Below are 15,008 nucleotides of genomic sequence, written 5' to 3'. Positions count from 1 at the left end.
AAAACAGCGAAAACAACCCCATGCAAAGTAGCGGCAAGGGCGATCTCGCGCGATGATAAATTCCGCGTAACCCGCTGGTTCTCCGTCGCTTTTGAGCGCGGCGGAGGACCGCTTCCGCTGGTCGGCCCGATGCGCGTCAACGAACGAAAGGCAAGGCCATGGAACTGAAGCTCCACCATGTGAACTATTCCACCAAGGACGTTGGCGCCGTTGCGGATTTCTACCAATCCCTCTTCAACATGAAACCGGCGCCGGGCTACGACGATGCGCGGATCACGTCGCAGGGCTACGACGGCACGGTCGCGTTTCTGACCGACGGCACCACCGAGTTTGACATCGCCCCGCAGGATCTCGGCGTCGCGTTCCGCACGATATCGAGGCGTTCAAGGCCATGCTGCGGGCGAAGAACATCCCGTTCGCCGACTATGGGGTCTGGGCGATCGGCGGCTGGTACCAGATCTTTCTGCAGGACCCGGACGGCACGATCTTGGAAGTCCACCAGACCGGCTACATGCAGCCGGGTGCATAGGCGCAGCCTGGCCCACTTTCACGGGAGCACCTGATGCGCATCGACGGGACGCACCAATAGCATCCGGGCTTACGCCTCCCGGCGCGGCGCGGGCGCGTCCCGCGACAATCGCCGGTTCAATCCCCAGACCACCGCGGCCGTCGCGGCCGTCGCGATCAGGTGCTTCAGGGTGTGGCCGGTGACGACGCCGAGCGCGGCCGCGATCTCGTGGTCGAACATTTCGGCGAGCTTGGCCAGGATGTACAGCGCCATGGCCGTGCCGAAGGCGATGCGATCGGCGCGGGGCGCGCGATGGATGGCCTGCCAGAGCGGGATCAGGATCAGCGCGAGGCCTTGCAGCAGCAGATACGGCCGCAGGTCGGCTGCGCCGTTCACGTCGGTGATGGCCCACCATGCGACGCTGGCGACGGCATAGAGGGCGAGCGCGATCACCTCCGGCCCGCTGTTCGATCCCAGGGTGTCGCCGCGGACGCCGGCGATCAGGCCGGCGCACACCAGCGCGATCGCCAGCATGTCCCAGATCAGGCTGATATTGTCGGGGGCCAGATGATAGAACGCGGAGCCGAACGCGGTCAGCAGCAGTCCGATCAGGAACAGCCGGTAGCCCGGCCATCCCGCGCGCAATGGCGCGCTGGCGCGGTGCGGCCGCAAGCTCAGCCAGCCCCAGATCGCGACCAGCGCGAAGCCTGCGTTGGACAGCACGTCGCCCGCATGGGGAATGCCGAAGGCGGACGAGTGATCGGCAAAATCATGGTAGTGCGCCGGATGCGCGATGCGCCCGTGCAGCGCCAGCAGCGCGATCAGGCCGACGGTGATGACCGTCGGCGCGTGCCTGATCCACGCAGCCGAGCGGCGGCGCTGGCCGATCGCGAGGTCGATGCCGGGGGCGGGGTGCATGGTCGGCTCCTCATTTGTGAGCGTTGCTCAAGAATGGGTAGCCTGAAAATGAACAATGTTCAATAGAAATTTTCGGGAGGACTTCGGTCAGCCTACGAATGCCCGTTGAGCAGCTTCTCAAGCCGCAATCGGTCGGGATCGTCGAGCAGTTCGTCGATCCGTTTCTTGACCGCCTTCCAGGCGTAATCGAAGGTGTATTCTTCCGAGAGCCTGGCGTCGTTGAGCAGGAATTGATGCCACGCCGCCAGATCGAATCCAAAATCGCGTCCGGTCTGGTTGGTCAGCGCCTGGCGTGCCTCCTTCATGGCGCTGAGGCGCTCGTCGTCGCTCGCCGGCTCGCTGCCGCCCGATGACAGGATCTCGCCGCCCAGCTCGAGCATGTCCATCTGCAAGGGCGTCGCCCTCCCGTAACCGCGTATCGTCATGACGTTGTCTCCACCTCACGGAACCCGGCTGCCGCCGAGCGCCATCACGCGCTGCTGCCAGAATTCAATATATCGGCTCGAGTGTCCAACCTGTTGCGGCGTGATGCCGCCCAACAGGCTGTCCACGGCTTGCAGCGCGCGGCGCTCGGTGACGACTTCACGGATCGCATAGTCCAGGCGCGAAGTCCTGAACATCGCCGAATGGGCCGTGGTGAGATTGCCGGCATGTGAACTCAGCACCGCCTCCCACTGCTCGGCATGGACGAGCTCATGGGTTCCGGCGACCAATTGCCCGGCCTCGGTCTTGCCGAAGGTGGCGGCGTCGAGCGTGATCGAACGCAGGCCGGTGGCGCGATCGACCGTGAAATAGGGTGACTGTGCAGCCGCATCATAAACCACATTGTCGACCAGGCTGGCCGCGTTGCGGCCGAGTGCCTGCGCCGACCGGTCGATGATGGCCGTGGCCCGGACGCTGCGATCGCCGACCCCGAACGCAAACGGCTCGCCGCGCGCGATGGCGCCGCCGGCAACGTCGTCGATGCCGCGCGCCGCGACGCGGGTGAGAGCGCCGGCATCCTCGGCCACTCCGACGAGCTTGCCCGCGGCGTTGACGGTCTCGGCGGCCTTGCCGGCATCGGCGAGCTTGGCGATCTCGGCGACCTTGCCGACGTCGTTCAAGACCGTCGCGGCCCGGCCGGTGTCGGCGACCGCAGCAGCGCCGGCGCCGCCTTGCCCGCCCGGGATGAAGAACATGCCGACGGTGCCGACGGCGTTGCCGACGAACTTGGCCGGGTCCTTGGTGAAGCTGGTGGCGGCGCTGTCCCACAGCGCGCCGGCCAGCTGCGCATTGCCTTTCGGATCGGTGAGCCAGCTGGTGGGCTGAACCATGCCGGCGATCTTGCCCAGCGTCTCGACGGTCTGACCGGCGGATTTGAGGCGCGCGATATTGGCGTCGGGATTGGCCGCCCATTCCAGCGGATTGGCCAGCGATGATGCGCCGTCCGCGAGCTGCACGATGCCCTTGCCGGCGCCGTAGACGGATGTCGCGACGCCTTCGACGAGCCCGATCTGGGCGGAGGCCACTTGCCCCGCGACGCCACCCTTGTCGCGCAGCCAGGCGCGGCCTTCGTCGACCTTCTGCTCGAGCTGCTGCTCCTTCGCATCGATCCACGCGCCGACCTGCTGCTTGGTCGCATCGACGTCGCGGACCACGGTGGCGACGGCGTTGGCCCCCGCCTTGGCTTCCTCGACCGCGGTGCTGAAGGCATCGCCGGCCGCGTGCGCGGTTTTCTCCGCGGCGTGCGCGATGCTGTCTTTGGCTTCCCTGGCGAATCCACCAACGCTGTCGAGCAGTCCCATCGCGGTCTTTCCTTCATGCCGACGCCCCGGGGGTGGTCGCTGGCATGAAGGAAAGGCGAGATCGGTTCAGTGATCTTTCTCACATCGCTTGCGGCGAAGACGTGCTGACGCCGACACGCCAAAGCGAGCGAGTAGCCCGCATGAGCAGCGCGATATGCGGGAGCAAGTTGATAGAGCAGTCCCGCATGTCGCGTTGCTCATGCGGGCTACGCTTCCAGCCAACGGGGTCGCGCAAATGCGCGCTCCACGATGTGTCCCGACGTTACGCCTTTCTCGGGCCGCAGACGACCTTGCACGAGTTGAATTCGCACAGGATCGCTTGTGTACGGCGACAAGCTTTGGTGTTGCGGAATGGCATGAAGCTGTCGGCGCCTAGCAGTAGTTGCTCGCAGAACCCGAAGTCCGTGCAAATCCCGCTGGAAGGATTGAAGTGGGTGCATTTGCAATGCTGCGCAGCGGTCGCCGGTTTACTCCCGATGATTGCCAAGGGTACCGCCACCAGCGCCCCGACCAACGTCACATGAAGCAATCGCATTGTCGCCTCCTATGTTGCCTGCCGTGCCAAAGCCAGGTGACATTACTACCGCAATGCGCGCGTGACGTGTGGCGCCGTTCACATGTCGGCCTATCGAAGTTGTGTCGGCGCCGCAGCGTTGCGGGGCGGATTGGCGTGAGTAGTAGCCCGCATGAGCAACGCGATATGCGGGAGCCAGCGATAGAGCGGCTCCCGGATGTCGCTTCGCTCATCCGGGCTACGGTCCCTGCGCTATCGCTTCCGTCGATACACCCCTGAAAACGACACGTTGGCGCCGCCGCAGTGCAGGTTGTCGCCGACGACCAGCAGCTTGCCGACGAGCTGCATGGTGACCTGGCAGTCGTTTTCGTCGGTGCCGTCGCCGAATTTCATTTTGTCGGCATCAGGCTTGGCGTCGTAATCGAGTTCGCCGCTGTGGGTGCGGGCGCCCGAGCCCCAGATGGCCTCGCCCTTGATGGCGAGCGTGCCGGGCGCTTTCGATGGTGTGATGCGGATGACATTGTCGTAGGCGCGCCATTCGCCGCGCCAATCCCGCATCGCCGGCGGTCGTGTGTTCGCCTGCCACGCCAGCCGGTCGGTCTCGATCCAGCCGACCGTCTCGGTGCCCTTGCGCGGTTGAAACCAGCTGCAGGCGAACTTGCCGAGCGTCCGCGAGGCAAGGACTTCATCGCCGGGGATGACATAGGTCTTCAGGCGGCAGGCCGCATCGTCCGGGCAGCGCGCGCTGTCATCGCCGTGGAAATGGATTTTGTCGCCGGCCGTGCCTGTGATTTTCGCCAGCCGGTAGTTCGTGCTCTCGCGCGGAAAATATCCGTTGCGGCACGCGTTGTCGGGATTGTCCTTGAGCTGGGCGGAGACGGGCGCGGCCTGCAGCAGGCTCCAGGCGAGGAGGGCGAGCGAAGCAAGGACAAGCCGTCTCATCTCGGGTTTGCCTTTCGGTTGGCTTGTTCGCGCGAAGCGAGCAGGGGCATGCGGCATATCACAGAAGGCGGGGCGCGCTCGTGTCTTTATGCACGCGCCGTCACAGGCGCCCGGGCACCGGCATGCCGCCGGCGCGGGCATCCGACACACGCACCACGCAGCAGAGGAGACGATAATGGGAGACGGAATAAGCGGCGCGGGGAACGCCCCCGCCCATCAGCCGATCCATCGCAGCGGCACCAATCTGGCTGACGACATGGCGACCAAGGCCAAATTCGACCAGGCGCTCAGCCAGGAATCGTGCCCTCCAGGACTGAGCCGCCGGCCGCAGGAGGGCTGCAATTACCTGCGTCCGCCGGGCCAGCCGGAGAAGAAACCAGACCTCACTCCCCACGGCGATGCTGGCAAGGGCCCCATGAGCGGCCCCCGCTCCGACGGACCTGACCTCACGACGCCCATTCGCAAGAAGCCCGATTCCTCCCCCGACATTAAGCTCCCAGACATCCGCCCCACCCACGACACGACACCGAGTGGGACGCACGTCTGGGGGATTAAAATCCCGATCTGAGCCTGACGGAATGGCGCGCCCGCATCGGGCCGAACGTCATGGCGACCTGGCCGGGGGACGACGAGTCGCTCCGGCCAGGCTGTCGAGCGAGTAGGGCGGGTTAGCGAAGCGTAACCCGCCGACTTGGTCACGTGGACTGGCGGATTACGTCTTCAGCTCATCGCTCCGTGAGGAAGCGTCGAAGGCTATGCACGCCTCAGCAGAGTCGCCCGATACGATCGGGATAGACAAGAAACAGAAAGGTAAACGCAGATGGGTGTTGAACCAACCGGCGAGCCAAGGATGAGCATGAGGCTTGGCGATGATCATGCCGACAAGAAGAAGCAGGCAAAACAATTCAACAGGGAAGTCGATCAGGCCAAAGCGGCTCCCGACGATGATGCCGCGCCGGCGGAAAACGCGCCGCAGCGCAAAGCCATCGGGGGCTGGCCGACAACAGGGTCTCTTGTCACGATCCCGCAGTTTACCGACGAACAAATCTATGGCGAGACCGATGCGGCCTTGAAGAGGATCGACGCGCAGATCGCGGAGGACCGCGCGATCTCGAAGAAGCCTTATGAGAAGCGACTTCAGCATGCTCGGAACCGTGTGTCTGATGGTATGGATACCTGGGCTACCCCGAAGTACAACGCCACCAAGATGACCGGCGATATGGTCTGGAACTACGGCCGGAACAATACGTGGAAGGACGACCAGGGGCGAGAACTTCCGTTTTTTACCGAAGGTGAAAAAAAGGTCGTCTACGAAGATCAAAAATCCAAGCAGCAGTGGGCCCAGCAGGAACAAAAAGAAGCCAACGAAAGAGAACTGACACGCGTTCAGATCGCGCGGGACGCACAGGTGAAGAATGGGTTCGACCGGATTCGTTCTCCGGCAGCCGTCCTCCAGCCGCTTGCATTTGGGGCACTTGGCGGTCCCGTGTTTGCGGCCTACGCCGGCATCCAAACCGGCAAATCGGTCGGTGACGCCTACAATGCCTGCAAGAACGGACCCACGACGGAATGTCTTGCCGCGGCGACGCACGCCGGCATTGCTGTCGCAACCGACGTCTACGCGTTAAAATCAGGCGCGCCGAGCAAGAGTCCACAAGTAGACTCTTCCGTCTCGGGCGAGATCATCAATCGAAAACTGCCGGATGCCGCGCCGCACGCGCCCGCGGAGCCGAAGGTGATCGTCGACCGCAGCGCCTACATGGTGGAGCCCGGCCAGGCGGGCATGTCGAAGGCGCTCGGACTGGATCCATCGAAGACCCGGGTGGTCGCGGGTGCGAGCGACGGGCAGGGTGCCGACTTCCAGGTGGTAGCGGGCGGCGCTACTGCGGCGGCCAGCCCGCAAAAGTCGTTGCCGCCGGGGGTAACGTACACGCAGCCAAAAGGTACCGGCACTGAACCTTACGGAGGCATCACCATCAAGCAGAGCGGAGACGTTCATGTGACGACGAGTACCCGCCCGGGTGGATACCCTTCTCACCAGGACTTGATGAACGGCCAGTTTGGCCGAGTGCAAATCGGGGAAAGGCGCTTTGGTATCGAGGGAGGCAAGGGGAGCGCGATGGTCACGAAGACCTCGGGCTCTACGGGCTTCCCGACCCGCAACGACCTGCCGTCCATTCAGCGTGCATTGTCTGAAGCGGGGCGTCTGGAGGGTGCCATCGTTCACGTCGTCGAGGGAAAGACGGCGACGACGTTGAAGTGGACTGACGAGGGTTGGAAAAGCACCAAATAGCGCGCAGCGAGCGTAGCCCGGATGAGCTGCGCGATATCCGGGGCGATGTCAGAGTTGTCCCGGATATTGCGGAGCCTGTCATCGGGCGCGCATTTGCGCGACCCGTGGGCTCGTCCGGGCTACTCGCTTACTTGAACAGCGCGAAATAGATCACGTAGAGCCAGCCCAGGAGGCCGTGGATGATCGCCCACAGGATCGAATGGTTGTTGGTGTAGGAGATCGCGATGGCCAGCGCCGAGCCGAAGCCGACGCCGTATTTCGCGCCCTCGACGCGAACCCCGTAAGATCGATTTTCGTTCATTGCGGTGCTTCCGGAAAGTTAAGCGTAGCCCGGATGAGCGCAGCGATATCCGGGGGCGATGTTGGAGGTGTCCCGGATATCGCTCCGCTCATCCGGGCTACGTCGACAATTCTGCGGCCGCGCCGGCTACGCCTTCTTCACGAACTCCGATTTCAGGTTCATCGCGCCGATGCCGTCGATCTTGCAGGCGATGTTGTGGCCATCGCTCGCCTCGGTGAGGCGGATGTTCCTGACCTTGGTGCCGCCCTTGACGACCGATGACGATCCCTTGACCTTGAGATCCTTGATGACGATGACGCTGTCGCCATCGGCCAGCACATTGCCGTTGCTGTCGCGGACGCCCGGCTCGGGCGAGGCCTCCACGGCAGCGGCCGCCTCGGCGCTCCATTCATGCGCGCATTCGGGACAAACCCACAGGCCGCGATCCTGATAGGCATGCTCGGATTGGCATGCCGGGCATTTCATGGCGTCGTCCATCGTCGACCTCGTTCCCCTGTTGGCGAGCACCGTAGGGTCATGTCCGGGTAAATCAAGCAAAGAAGGCGGCGGGAGACGTCAGGCTGGAAGTTGGCCGATGGGTAATGCCATGCGCTGCTGGCTTTCCGGAGTTGAGTGCGCTGGCACCGTAATTCCCACCGACTTAATCGCGAGAGCTGCGGATTACGAGAAAACTTCGTTGATAACCACTTGCGGATGCGCGCCGACATCTGTATTTGGGAACTGGCTCCTGGATAGGGGCCGGAAATGGAAACCAGGACTGGTTTCGGAATTGACGCTATAACGGCCACATTTGTTGCCGTCGCGATCCATCCGGGATCGGTCCTCTAGCCTATGCAGAGGACCAAAATGAACAAATCTCTCACTATCAAGATTAACCAGTGCACTGAACAGGTCGTCGGCCCTGTTCGGAAGTTTTACGGCTTGCTACCGCCCAAATCGGTAGTGCAGTTGTTGGATACCGATGATCTTGCCGCAAATCCGCGATCGGCAAAGAAAGGCTCGGTAACGGCTGACATCGAAGACAGCCTTCGCCAGCCGGCAGAGTTGTTTCCGGCGAAGACAAAGGGGATTCTGCTCGCGTCTTCGTCCTATAAGATTCTTGATCGCGATAGGTATCAGCTTAGCTTTGTCGAGCCGGAGACGGAGGGCATCCTTGACGGCGGCCACAATGCGCTGGCGGCTGGACGGCATATCCTGCGTGAGGCTGGGATGAGCGATCGTGAACTCAATCGGATCAAAGATTGGGATGCGTTCCGGAAAGCGTGGGCCGAGAACAGGACGGCGATTTCAGAAATTGTCGAAGCGCTTGAATTTGAGATGCCGATCGAAATTCTCGTTCCGGCCGACATGCACGATGAAGAAACTGTTGAGACGTTCCGTAGCTCGCTTCTTGAGATCGGAGCGGCTCGCAATAATAACGTCCAATTGAGCGAAGAAACGAAGGCCAACAAGAAAGGCTTCTACGACATTTTTAAAGAGCATCTCCCGACGTCGTTGGTGCCGGAAGTGGAATGGAAGACCAATGATGGTGGCCGCATCAAGGTTCGCGATGTAATCGCGCTCAGTTGGGTGGCTTTGTCAAAGCTGAAGTTGCCCGGCGGCCTGCGCGTTAATCCGAACCAGATCTATCGCAACAAAGCAGTCTGTGTTTCAGTCTTTAACAAGCTCTTGGAGCACAGTGATGTGTCGAACCCGACGGAAGGCGGTTATGCTGTTCAGGTTCACAACGAGGCTGTGAAGTGTGCGATGAAGATCGCTGGAGTCTTTCCTGACTTGTACGATATTCTCTTCGAGGAGATTCCGCTGGCGTATAACAAGGCTGGTGGCAGCTTCGGAAAGATCTCTGCGGTGAGGATCTACGATCCCGAAAAGGCTGCGGACAAGAACCCTAAATATCTCAGGGCCAAGCCGACAACGCCGTTCTTTCAGCGTCCGGTAAATTACACATGTCCAGACGGCTTCATTGTGCCGCTGCTCTACGGTTTGCGGGCATTGCTCGATGTGGACAAGGACGGTCTTCTGGTATGGAAGACAAATCCGCAAACCTTTCTTAGCAAGCATCTTGTTGAAGTAATGAGGAACTACCGGCTCGTGATCGAGATGGCCCTGTGGGACCCTCAAAAGGTAGGCAAGAACATTAGCGCCTACGAGTTTGCCGAGAGCACCGTGGCGGCGATCTATAGCGTAAGGTTCAGCAAGTCGGCTGCTTAGCCAGCGGCAGCCGTGACAAAGGGCCGCCATTTTGGCGGCCCTTTAATTTTCAAATTCCATCCGCAGCGCGGTTGCGCTCCGCTATCCACCTGCGAGCTTTACGGCCCGCCAATCTCTCTGTCGCCGCTGCCGATCATGCAGCGAGATCACCGCTCTGAGGGTGATCGCCCTTGTAGTTGGAATTACGGTGACAGTGCACCGTAATCTCAGTTTCTCACGTTACTTGAGCGAGGAGGGTGAGTTAGCTAGACCAGACGACGCCGTTAGCGAAAATCCATTTCAGTGAACGTCAATAGGAACCTGAGCAATGTATCGGCGGCATTTCTCATGGCGAGCTCTCGCCAAGCCTCGGAATTACGGTGACAGTGCACTCAACTATTGCTTGGTCTTATGCGGTGGTTGCCAGGCTGGGCTTTAGAGTTAAGTGCACTATCACCGTAATCGCCGTAATCGCGTAATCGATCAAGTCTAGGCCGGATTAGCTAAGGGCGTAAACCACCTACGAGTTCTAATGCGCCTACCTTTGGCCGTCATCGGACATCGCTAATCGTCTAGGCTTGTTACTCTGTGTCCCTTTTTCTTGGCGTCTTGTAAGAACTCAACGATGCTCTTTGGGAGCGGACGTTTAATGCCTTTTGATATTCGGCGAAGCCTCTCCAGTTCCGGACCGCGGATCTTTGCGGCACTGATACTGATATCGAAACGCTCCGCAATTTCTTCTGGTGTCATTTGTGATGTCATCTAGGCTAGATGTGCTGGTGCAAGGAAGGCTGCTGCAAATCGATTAGCTTCGTTTTCTTGCCGTCGAATCTTTTGGACGATCTGTTCTGCTGGAGCTGCGGTACTTCCGCGAAAACGAACGCCATCGTGGCCCAAAGCGACGTGACCTACTTCGTGAGCAATAGTAAACCTGGCCCTTCGCCGCTCTACCACTGAATACGTAAACATGGAGTTCGCGGCGCAAAATGTGCTTTCGCGAATGTAGAGAAGTTTTTGAAACGAGTCGTATCTGGCCTCATCATCTGGCATTTCATGATCAGGGACGCGAACGTAATCCCTGATCATTCCGTGATCTTTTAGCTTGAATACCACCGTCGGCATGTCGGGGCGAAGTTGGTCGTCGATTCCAAGCTTGATCCGCAGGTTGCGCGCGGCCGACTCGATTTCGTCGTCTCCCGACATGACATTATCTCCGAGTTACAGTTAGTTCTAAAACTGACTCAGCTACACCCCGTGGTACTTCCACACGTATCGCACTTCATACACGTCCCGTTCCGCACCAGCGTGAAGTTGCCGCACTCCGAGCACATCTCGCCCTCGTAGCCCTTGGCCTTGGCTTCCGCCCGGCGTTCGGCCTTGCTCGGCGCCACCGCCACCGCCGCACTGCCGGCCTTGCTCCACTGCACGGCTTCCAGCCGTTCCGTCGGCGACAGGTCGTGGGCCGCTTCCTGCTTCAGCGCGACGGCGCCTTCCATTGTGTCGGCGAGGCGGGCGCTGGGGCCGTGGCCGCCGATCGCGGTGACGTTGCCGGAACCGCGGGCGTCGACGTCGACGCCGCGCATCACCACCAGATTATCCGTGCGCGAGCGGGTCAGGCCCTTGGACAGATACTTGTTGGCCTGGTGGCCGTCGTGCGGCTCCTTGCCTTCCTCGACGCCCTTGCCGAGCGCGTCGAAATTCGACTCGGTCGGATCGACGTGCGCGAGATCGAAGCGCGACATGTAGCTGACCGCGAGTTCGCGGAACACATAGTCGAGGATCGAGGTCGCGTACTTGATCGAGTCGTTGCCCTGCACGGGGCCGGCCGGCTCGAAGCGGGTGAAGGTGAAGGCGTCGACATACTCCTCCAGCGGCACGCCGTATTGCAGGCCGAGCGACACCGCGATGGCGAAGTTGTTGATGAAGGAGCGCAGCGCCGCGCCTTCCTTGTGCATGTCGATGAAGATCTCGCCGATGCGGCCGTCGTCATATTCGCCGGTCCGCAGATAGACCTTGTGGCCGCCGACGACCGCCTTCTGGGTGTAGCCCTTGCGGCGGTCCGGCATCTTTTCGCGCTCGCGCATCACCACGATGCGCTCGACCAGCTTTTCGACGATCTTTTCCGACACCTGCGCGGTGCGCGCCGCCATCGGCTTGTCGTAGTAGGTGTCGATGCCGTCATCCTCGTCGTCATCGTCGCTGATGAGCTGCGAGTTCAGGGGCTGGCTCAGCTTCGAGCCGTCGCGGTAGAGCGCGTTGGCCTTCAGCGCGAGCTTCCAGGACAGCAGGTAAGCCTGCTTGCAATCCTCGACGGTGGCGTCGTTCGGCATGTTGATCGTCTTGGAGATCGCGCCCGAGATGAACGGCTGCGACGCCGCCATCATGCGGATGTGGCTCTCGACCGACAGATAGCGTTTTCCAATTTTGCCGCACGGGTTGGCGCAGTCGAACACCGGATAGTGCTCGGCCTTCAGATGCGGCGCGCCTTCGACCGTCATCGCGCCGCAGATGTGGACGTTGGCGGCCTCGATCTCGCGCTTGGTGAAGCCGAGGGCGGCGAGCAGGTCGAAGCCGGGGGCCGCGATCGTCTCGGCTGCGATCTTCAGCGTCTCGCGCAGAAAATCCTCGCCAAAGGTCCACTTGTTGAAGGCGAACTTGATGTCGAACGCGGTCGGCAGCGCCTTCTCGACTTTTGCAAGTGCTTCGTCGGTGAAGCCCTTGGCCTTCAGCGTCGAGACGTTGATGCCGGGGGCGTTGGAGAGCGAGCCGTGGCCGACGGCGTAGGCCTCGATCTCCGCGATGTCGGCCTCGCTGTAGCCGAGCGTCCGCAGCGCCACCGGCACCGCCTGGTTGATGATCTTCCAGTAGCCGCCGCCGGCGAGCTTCTTGAATTTCACCAGCGCAAAGTCTGGCTCGATGCCGGTGGTGTCGCAATCCATGACGAGGCCGATGGTGCCGGTCGGCGCCACCACCGTGGTCTGCGCGTTGCGGTAGCCGTTGAGTTCGCCGAGCTCGAGCGCCTGGTCCCAGGCCGCCTTGGCGCGGTCGACGATGTCGGCTTGCGGGCAGGAAGCGTGATCGAGCGGCACGGGGCTCACCGCCAGCGCCTCATAGCCGCGGGATTCGCCGTGCGCCGCGCGGCGATGGTTGCGGATCACGCGCAGCATGTGCGCGGCGTTCTTCTTGTAGCCGGGGAAGGGGCCGAGCTCCTTGGCCATCTCGGCCGAGGTGGCATAGGCGACGCCGGTCATCACGGCGGTCAGCGCGCCGCACAGCGCGCGGCCTTCCTTGGAGTCGTACGGCAGGCCCATGGTCATCAGCAGGCCGCCGATGTTGGCAAAGCCGAGGCCCAGCGTGCGGAACTCGTAGGAGAGTTCGGCGATCGCCTTTGACGGGAACTGCGCCATCATGACGGAGATTTCCAGCACGATGGTCCACAGGCGGCAGAGATGCTCGTAGGATTCGATGTCGAACCGCTTGGTCGTGGTCGAATAGAACGTGATCAGGTTCGCCGAGGCGAGGTTGCACGCGGTGTCGTCCAGGAACATGTATTCCGAGCACGGGTTCGACGCGCGGATGTCGCCGGACGCCTTGCAGGTGTGCCAGTCGTTCATGGTGGTGTTGAAGTGCAGGCCGGGATCGGCCGAGGCCCAGGCGGCGTGGCCGATCTTTTCCCAGAGCTCGCGGGCCTTCAGCGTCTTGGTCACCTTCTTGTTGGTGCGGCCGATCAGGTTCCAGTCGCCGTCGGTTTCCACGGCGCGGAGGAAATCGTCCTTCAGCGAGACCGAGTTGTTGGAGTTCTGGCCGGAGACGGTGAGATAGGCTTCCGAATCCCAGTCGGTGTCGTAGGTCGGGAAGTCGATGTCCTTGTAGCCCTGTTTTGCAAACTGGATCACGCGCTTGATGACGTTGTCGGACACCAGCGCGCGGCGCGCGAGCTTGATCTCGCGGCGCAGGGCAGGGTTCTTTTCCGGGTCAAAACAGTCGTCGCCGGAGCCTTCGCAGTTCACGCAGGCCTTCAGCACGGCTTTCAGGTGCTTCTGGTTGATCTTGGAGCCGGTGACGAGTGCGGCAACCTTCTGCTCCTCCTTCACCTTCCAGTCGATATAGGTCTCGATATCGGGGTGGTCGGCGTCGACCACGACCATCTTGGCCGCGCGGCGCGTGGTGCCGCCGCTCTTGATCGCGCCCGCCGCGCGGTCGCCGATCTTGAGGAAGGACATCAGGCCGGAGGAGCGGCCGCCGCCGGACAGCTTTTCGCCTTCGCCGCGCAAACGCGAGAAGTTGGAGCCGGTGCCGGAGCCGTATTTGAACAGGCGCGCCTCGCGCACCCACAAATCCATGATGCCGCCCTCGTTGACGAGGTCGTCACCGACGCCCTGGATGAAGCAGGCGTGCGGCTGCGGATGCTCGTAGGACGACTTCGATTTGGTCAGCTTGCCGCTGAAGGGATCGACGTAATAATGGCCCTGGCCGGGGCCGTCGACGCCATAGGCCCAGTGCAGGCCGGTGTTGAACCACTGCGGCGAGTTCGGCGCGACCATTTGCTTGGCGAGCATGAAGCGCAATTCGTCGAAGAACGCCTGCGCGTCTTCTTCCGACGAGAAATACTTGCCCTTCCAGCCCCAATAGGTCCAGCAGCCGGCGAGGCGGTCGAACACCTGCTTTGCGCTGAGCTCGCTGACGAAACGTTCGGATTCCGGGAGGAGGGCCAGCGCCTCGGTGTCGGGCACCGAGCGCCACAGCCACGACGGCACGGTCTCTTCCTCGACCTTCTTCAGACGCGCGGCGACGCCGGCCTTGCGGAAATACTTCTGCGCCAGCACGTCGGAGGCGACCTGCGACCAGAACTGCGGCACTTCGACATTTTCGAGCCGGAACACGATCGAACCATCGGGGTTGCGGATCTCCGATGTCGTCAGCCTGAAATCAATCCCCGTGTAAGGAGACTGGCCGGAAGTGGTGTTGCGCCGCTCGATTCGCATTGGTAGTGCCCCGTCTTTGCCCGGGTCCGCCCACTGCGGTTGGCCCGGATGTTATCAGTGAGCCGACGGCCTGCACCGGGATTGTCGCCAATCCCCGGCGTTGCCGTCAGCCAGTTCGACCGGTGGATCCGGCCCTGTTTCTGTCTTCGCCACCCCAAGGCCCCGCCGGGAGGCAGGACCAATCCCTCAAACGCAACACAGCACCTGAGCCATTCGGCTCGTTATCCGGTGCGCCGGCCACCTCCGTTTCGAGACAGACAAGCCCGCGATCCGTGCCTCGACCGGCCGGCGCAGCGCTTGTTTGGAACCCGTTTGGGAGCGTCCGGCGGGACCCAAAACTCAACTCGCGCCGTCCAGAGCTAACGCTAGGCCAAACCCGTCCGACCCGTCAAGGACTAGTACGAGTTCCTGAATCAAACACTAAATATGGTGGAAAGCTTGGGAAAACAGGGGGCGTCTCGCCCCCGTGATGCCGCCAAGTATCGGTGAGTCCTCAGGGATTCCCAACACAAAAAATTTGTTCGGGCGTGTGGAAATCGGCTTCGTCCCGCTGTTCACAGGGCAGGTATTTTT

At 61.8% G+C, this 15,008-nt stretch carries 12 protein-coding genes and 1 pseudogene; 5 read left to right on the top strand and 8 right to left on the bottom strand.

Going from position 1 to position 15,008, the window contains the following annotated elements:
• Positions 1 to 158: 158 nt before the first annotated feature.
• Positions 159 to 329: pseudogene (locus QUH67_RS34980) on the top strand (VOC family protein); the annotation flags it as partial.
• Between the two features lie 62 nt (positions 330 to 391).
• Positions 392 to 529, top strand: coding sequence for a VOC family protein (locus tag QUH67_RS19505; RefSeq protein WP_300940466.1), 138 nt, complete (start codon positions 392 to 394; stop codon positions 527 to 529).
• A gap of 69 nt (positions 530 to 598) precedes the next feature.
• On the opposite strand, the gene QUH67_RS19500 is transcribed toward QUH67_RS19505, so the two are convergent.
• The 4 genes from QUH67_RS19500 to QUH67_RS19485 form a co-directional block, all read right to left on the bottom strand.
• Entirely contained in the window at positions 599 to 1,426 is an 828-nt protein-coding gene (locus QUH67_RS19500; protein WP_300940465.1) for a hypothetical protein, read from the bottom strand.
• Positions 1,427 to 1,518: 92 nt separating this feature from the next.
• Positions 1,519 to 1,851 carry a hypothetical protein gene (locus QUH67_RS19495; protein ID WP_300940464.1) on the bottom strand — a complete coding sequence of 111 codons (333 nt, stop codon included), beginning with the start codon at positions 1,849 to 1,851 and terminating at the stop codon, positions 1,519 to 1,521.
• A 15-nt stretch (positions 1,852 to 1,866) separates the two neighbouring features.
• Positions 1,867 to 3,210, bottom strand: coding sequence for a hypothetical protein (locus tag QUH67_RS19490; RefSeq protein WP_300940463.1), 1,344 nt, complete (start codon positions 3,208 to 3,210; stop codon positions 1,867 to 1,869).
• Between the two features lie 766 nt (positions 3,211 to 3,976).
• Entirely contained in the window at positions 3,977 to 4,666 is a 690-nt protein-coding gene (locus QUH67_RS19485) for a hypothetical protein (RefSeq protein WP_300940462.1), read from the bottom strand.
• Positions 4,667 to 4,841: 175 nt separating this feature from the next.
• On the opposite strand from QUH67_RS19485, the gene QUH67_RS19480 reads away from it, so the two are divergent.
• Positions 4,842 to 5,234 carry a hypothetical protein gene (locus tag QUH67_RS19480; protein WP_300940460.1) on the top strand — a complete coding sequence of 131 codons (393 nt, stop codon included), beginning with the start codon at positions 4,842 to 4,844 and terminating at the stop codon, positions 5,232 to 5,234.
• 252 nt (positions 5,235 to 5,486) lie between these two features.
• The gene (locus tag QUH67_RS19475; protein ID WP_300940459.1) at positions 5,487 to 6,959 is read left to right on the top strand and encodes a hypothetical protein; all 1,473 of its coding nucleotides are present in this window, start codon (positions 5,487 to 5,489) and stop codon (positions 6,957 to 6,959) included.
• Between the two features lie 127 nt (positions 6,960 to 7,086).
• On the opposite strand, the gene QUH67_RS19470 is transcribed toward QUH67_RS19475, so the two are convergent.
• Positions 7,087 to 7,260 carry a hypothetical protein gene (locus QUH67_RS19470; protein WP_300940458.1) on the bottom strand — a complete coding sequence of 58 codons (174 nt, stop codon included), beginning with the start codon at positions 7,258 to 7,260 and terminating at the stop codon, positions 7,087 to 7,089.
• A gap of 126 nt (positions 7,261 to 7,386) precedes the next feature.
• Positions 7,387 to 7,737 (bottom strand): zinc ribbon domain-containing protein YjdM, encoded by a 351-nt coding sequence (locus QUH67_RS19465; RefSeq protein ID WP_300940456.1) that lies wholly within the window; start codon positions 7,735 to 7,737, stop codon positions 7,387 to 7,389.
• A gap of 369 nt (positions 7,738 to 8,106) precedes the next feature.
• Here QUH67_RS19465 and QUH67_RS19460 point away from each other — a divergent pair, with 369 nt between their 5' ends.
• Entirely contained in the window at positions 8,107 to 9,471 is a 1,365-nt protein-coding gene (locus tag QUH67_RS19460) for a hypothetical protein (RefSeq protein WP_300940454.1), read from the top strand.
• A 741-nt stretch (positions 9,472 to 10,212) separates the two neighbouring features.
• Here QUH67_RS19460 and QUH67_RS19455 read toward each other — a convergent pair.
• Positions 10,213 to 10,653 carry an ImmA/IrrE family metallo-endopeptidase gene (locus QUH67_RS19455; protein ID WP_300940453.1) on the bottom strand — a complete coding sequence of 147 codons (441 nt, stop codon included), beginning with the start codon at positions 10,651 to 10,653 and terminating at the stop codon, positions 10,213 to 10,215.
• Between the two features lie 38 nt (positions 10,654 to 10,691).
• Entirely contained in the window at positions 10,692 to 14,435 is a 3,744-nt protein-coding gene (locus QUH67_RS19450; protein WP_300940452.1) for a vitamin B12-dependent ribonucleotide reductase, read from the bottom strand.
• Positions 14,436 to 15,008 lie beyond the last annotated feature (573 nt).

Source organism: Bradyrhizobium roseum, from assembly GCF_030413175.1.
Taxonomy (GTDB): domain Bacteria; phylum Pseudomonadota; class Alphaproteobacteria; order Rhizobiales; family Xanthobacteraceae; genus Bradyrhizobium; species Bradyrhizobium roseum.
The sequence above is the reverse complement of the archived record's forward strand: the minus strand, read 5'-3'. Positions and strand labels throughout refer to the sequence as shown.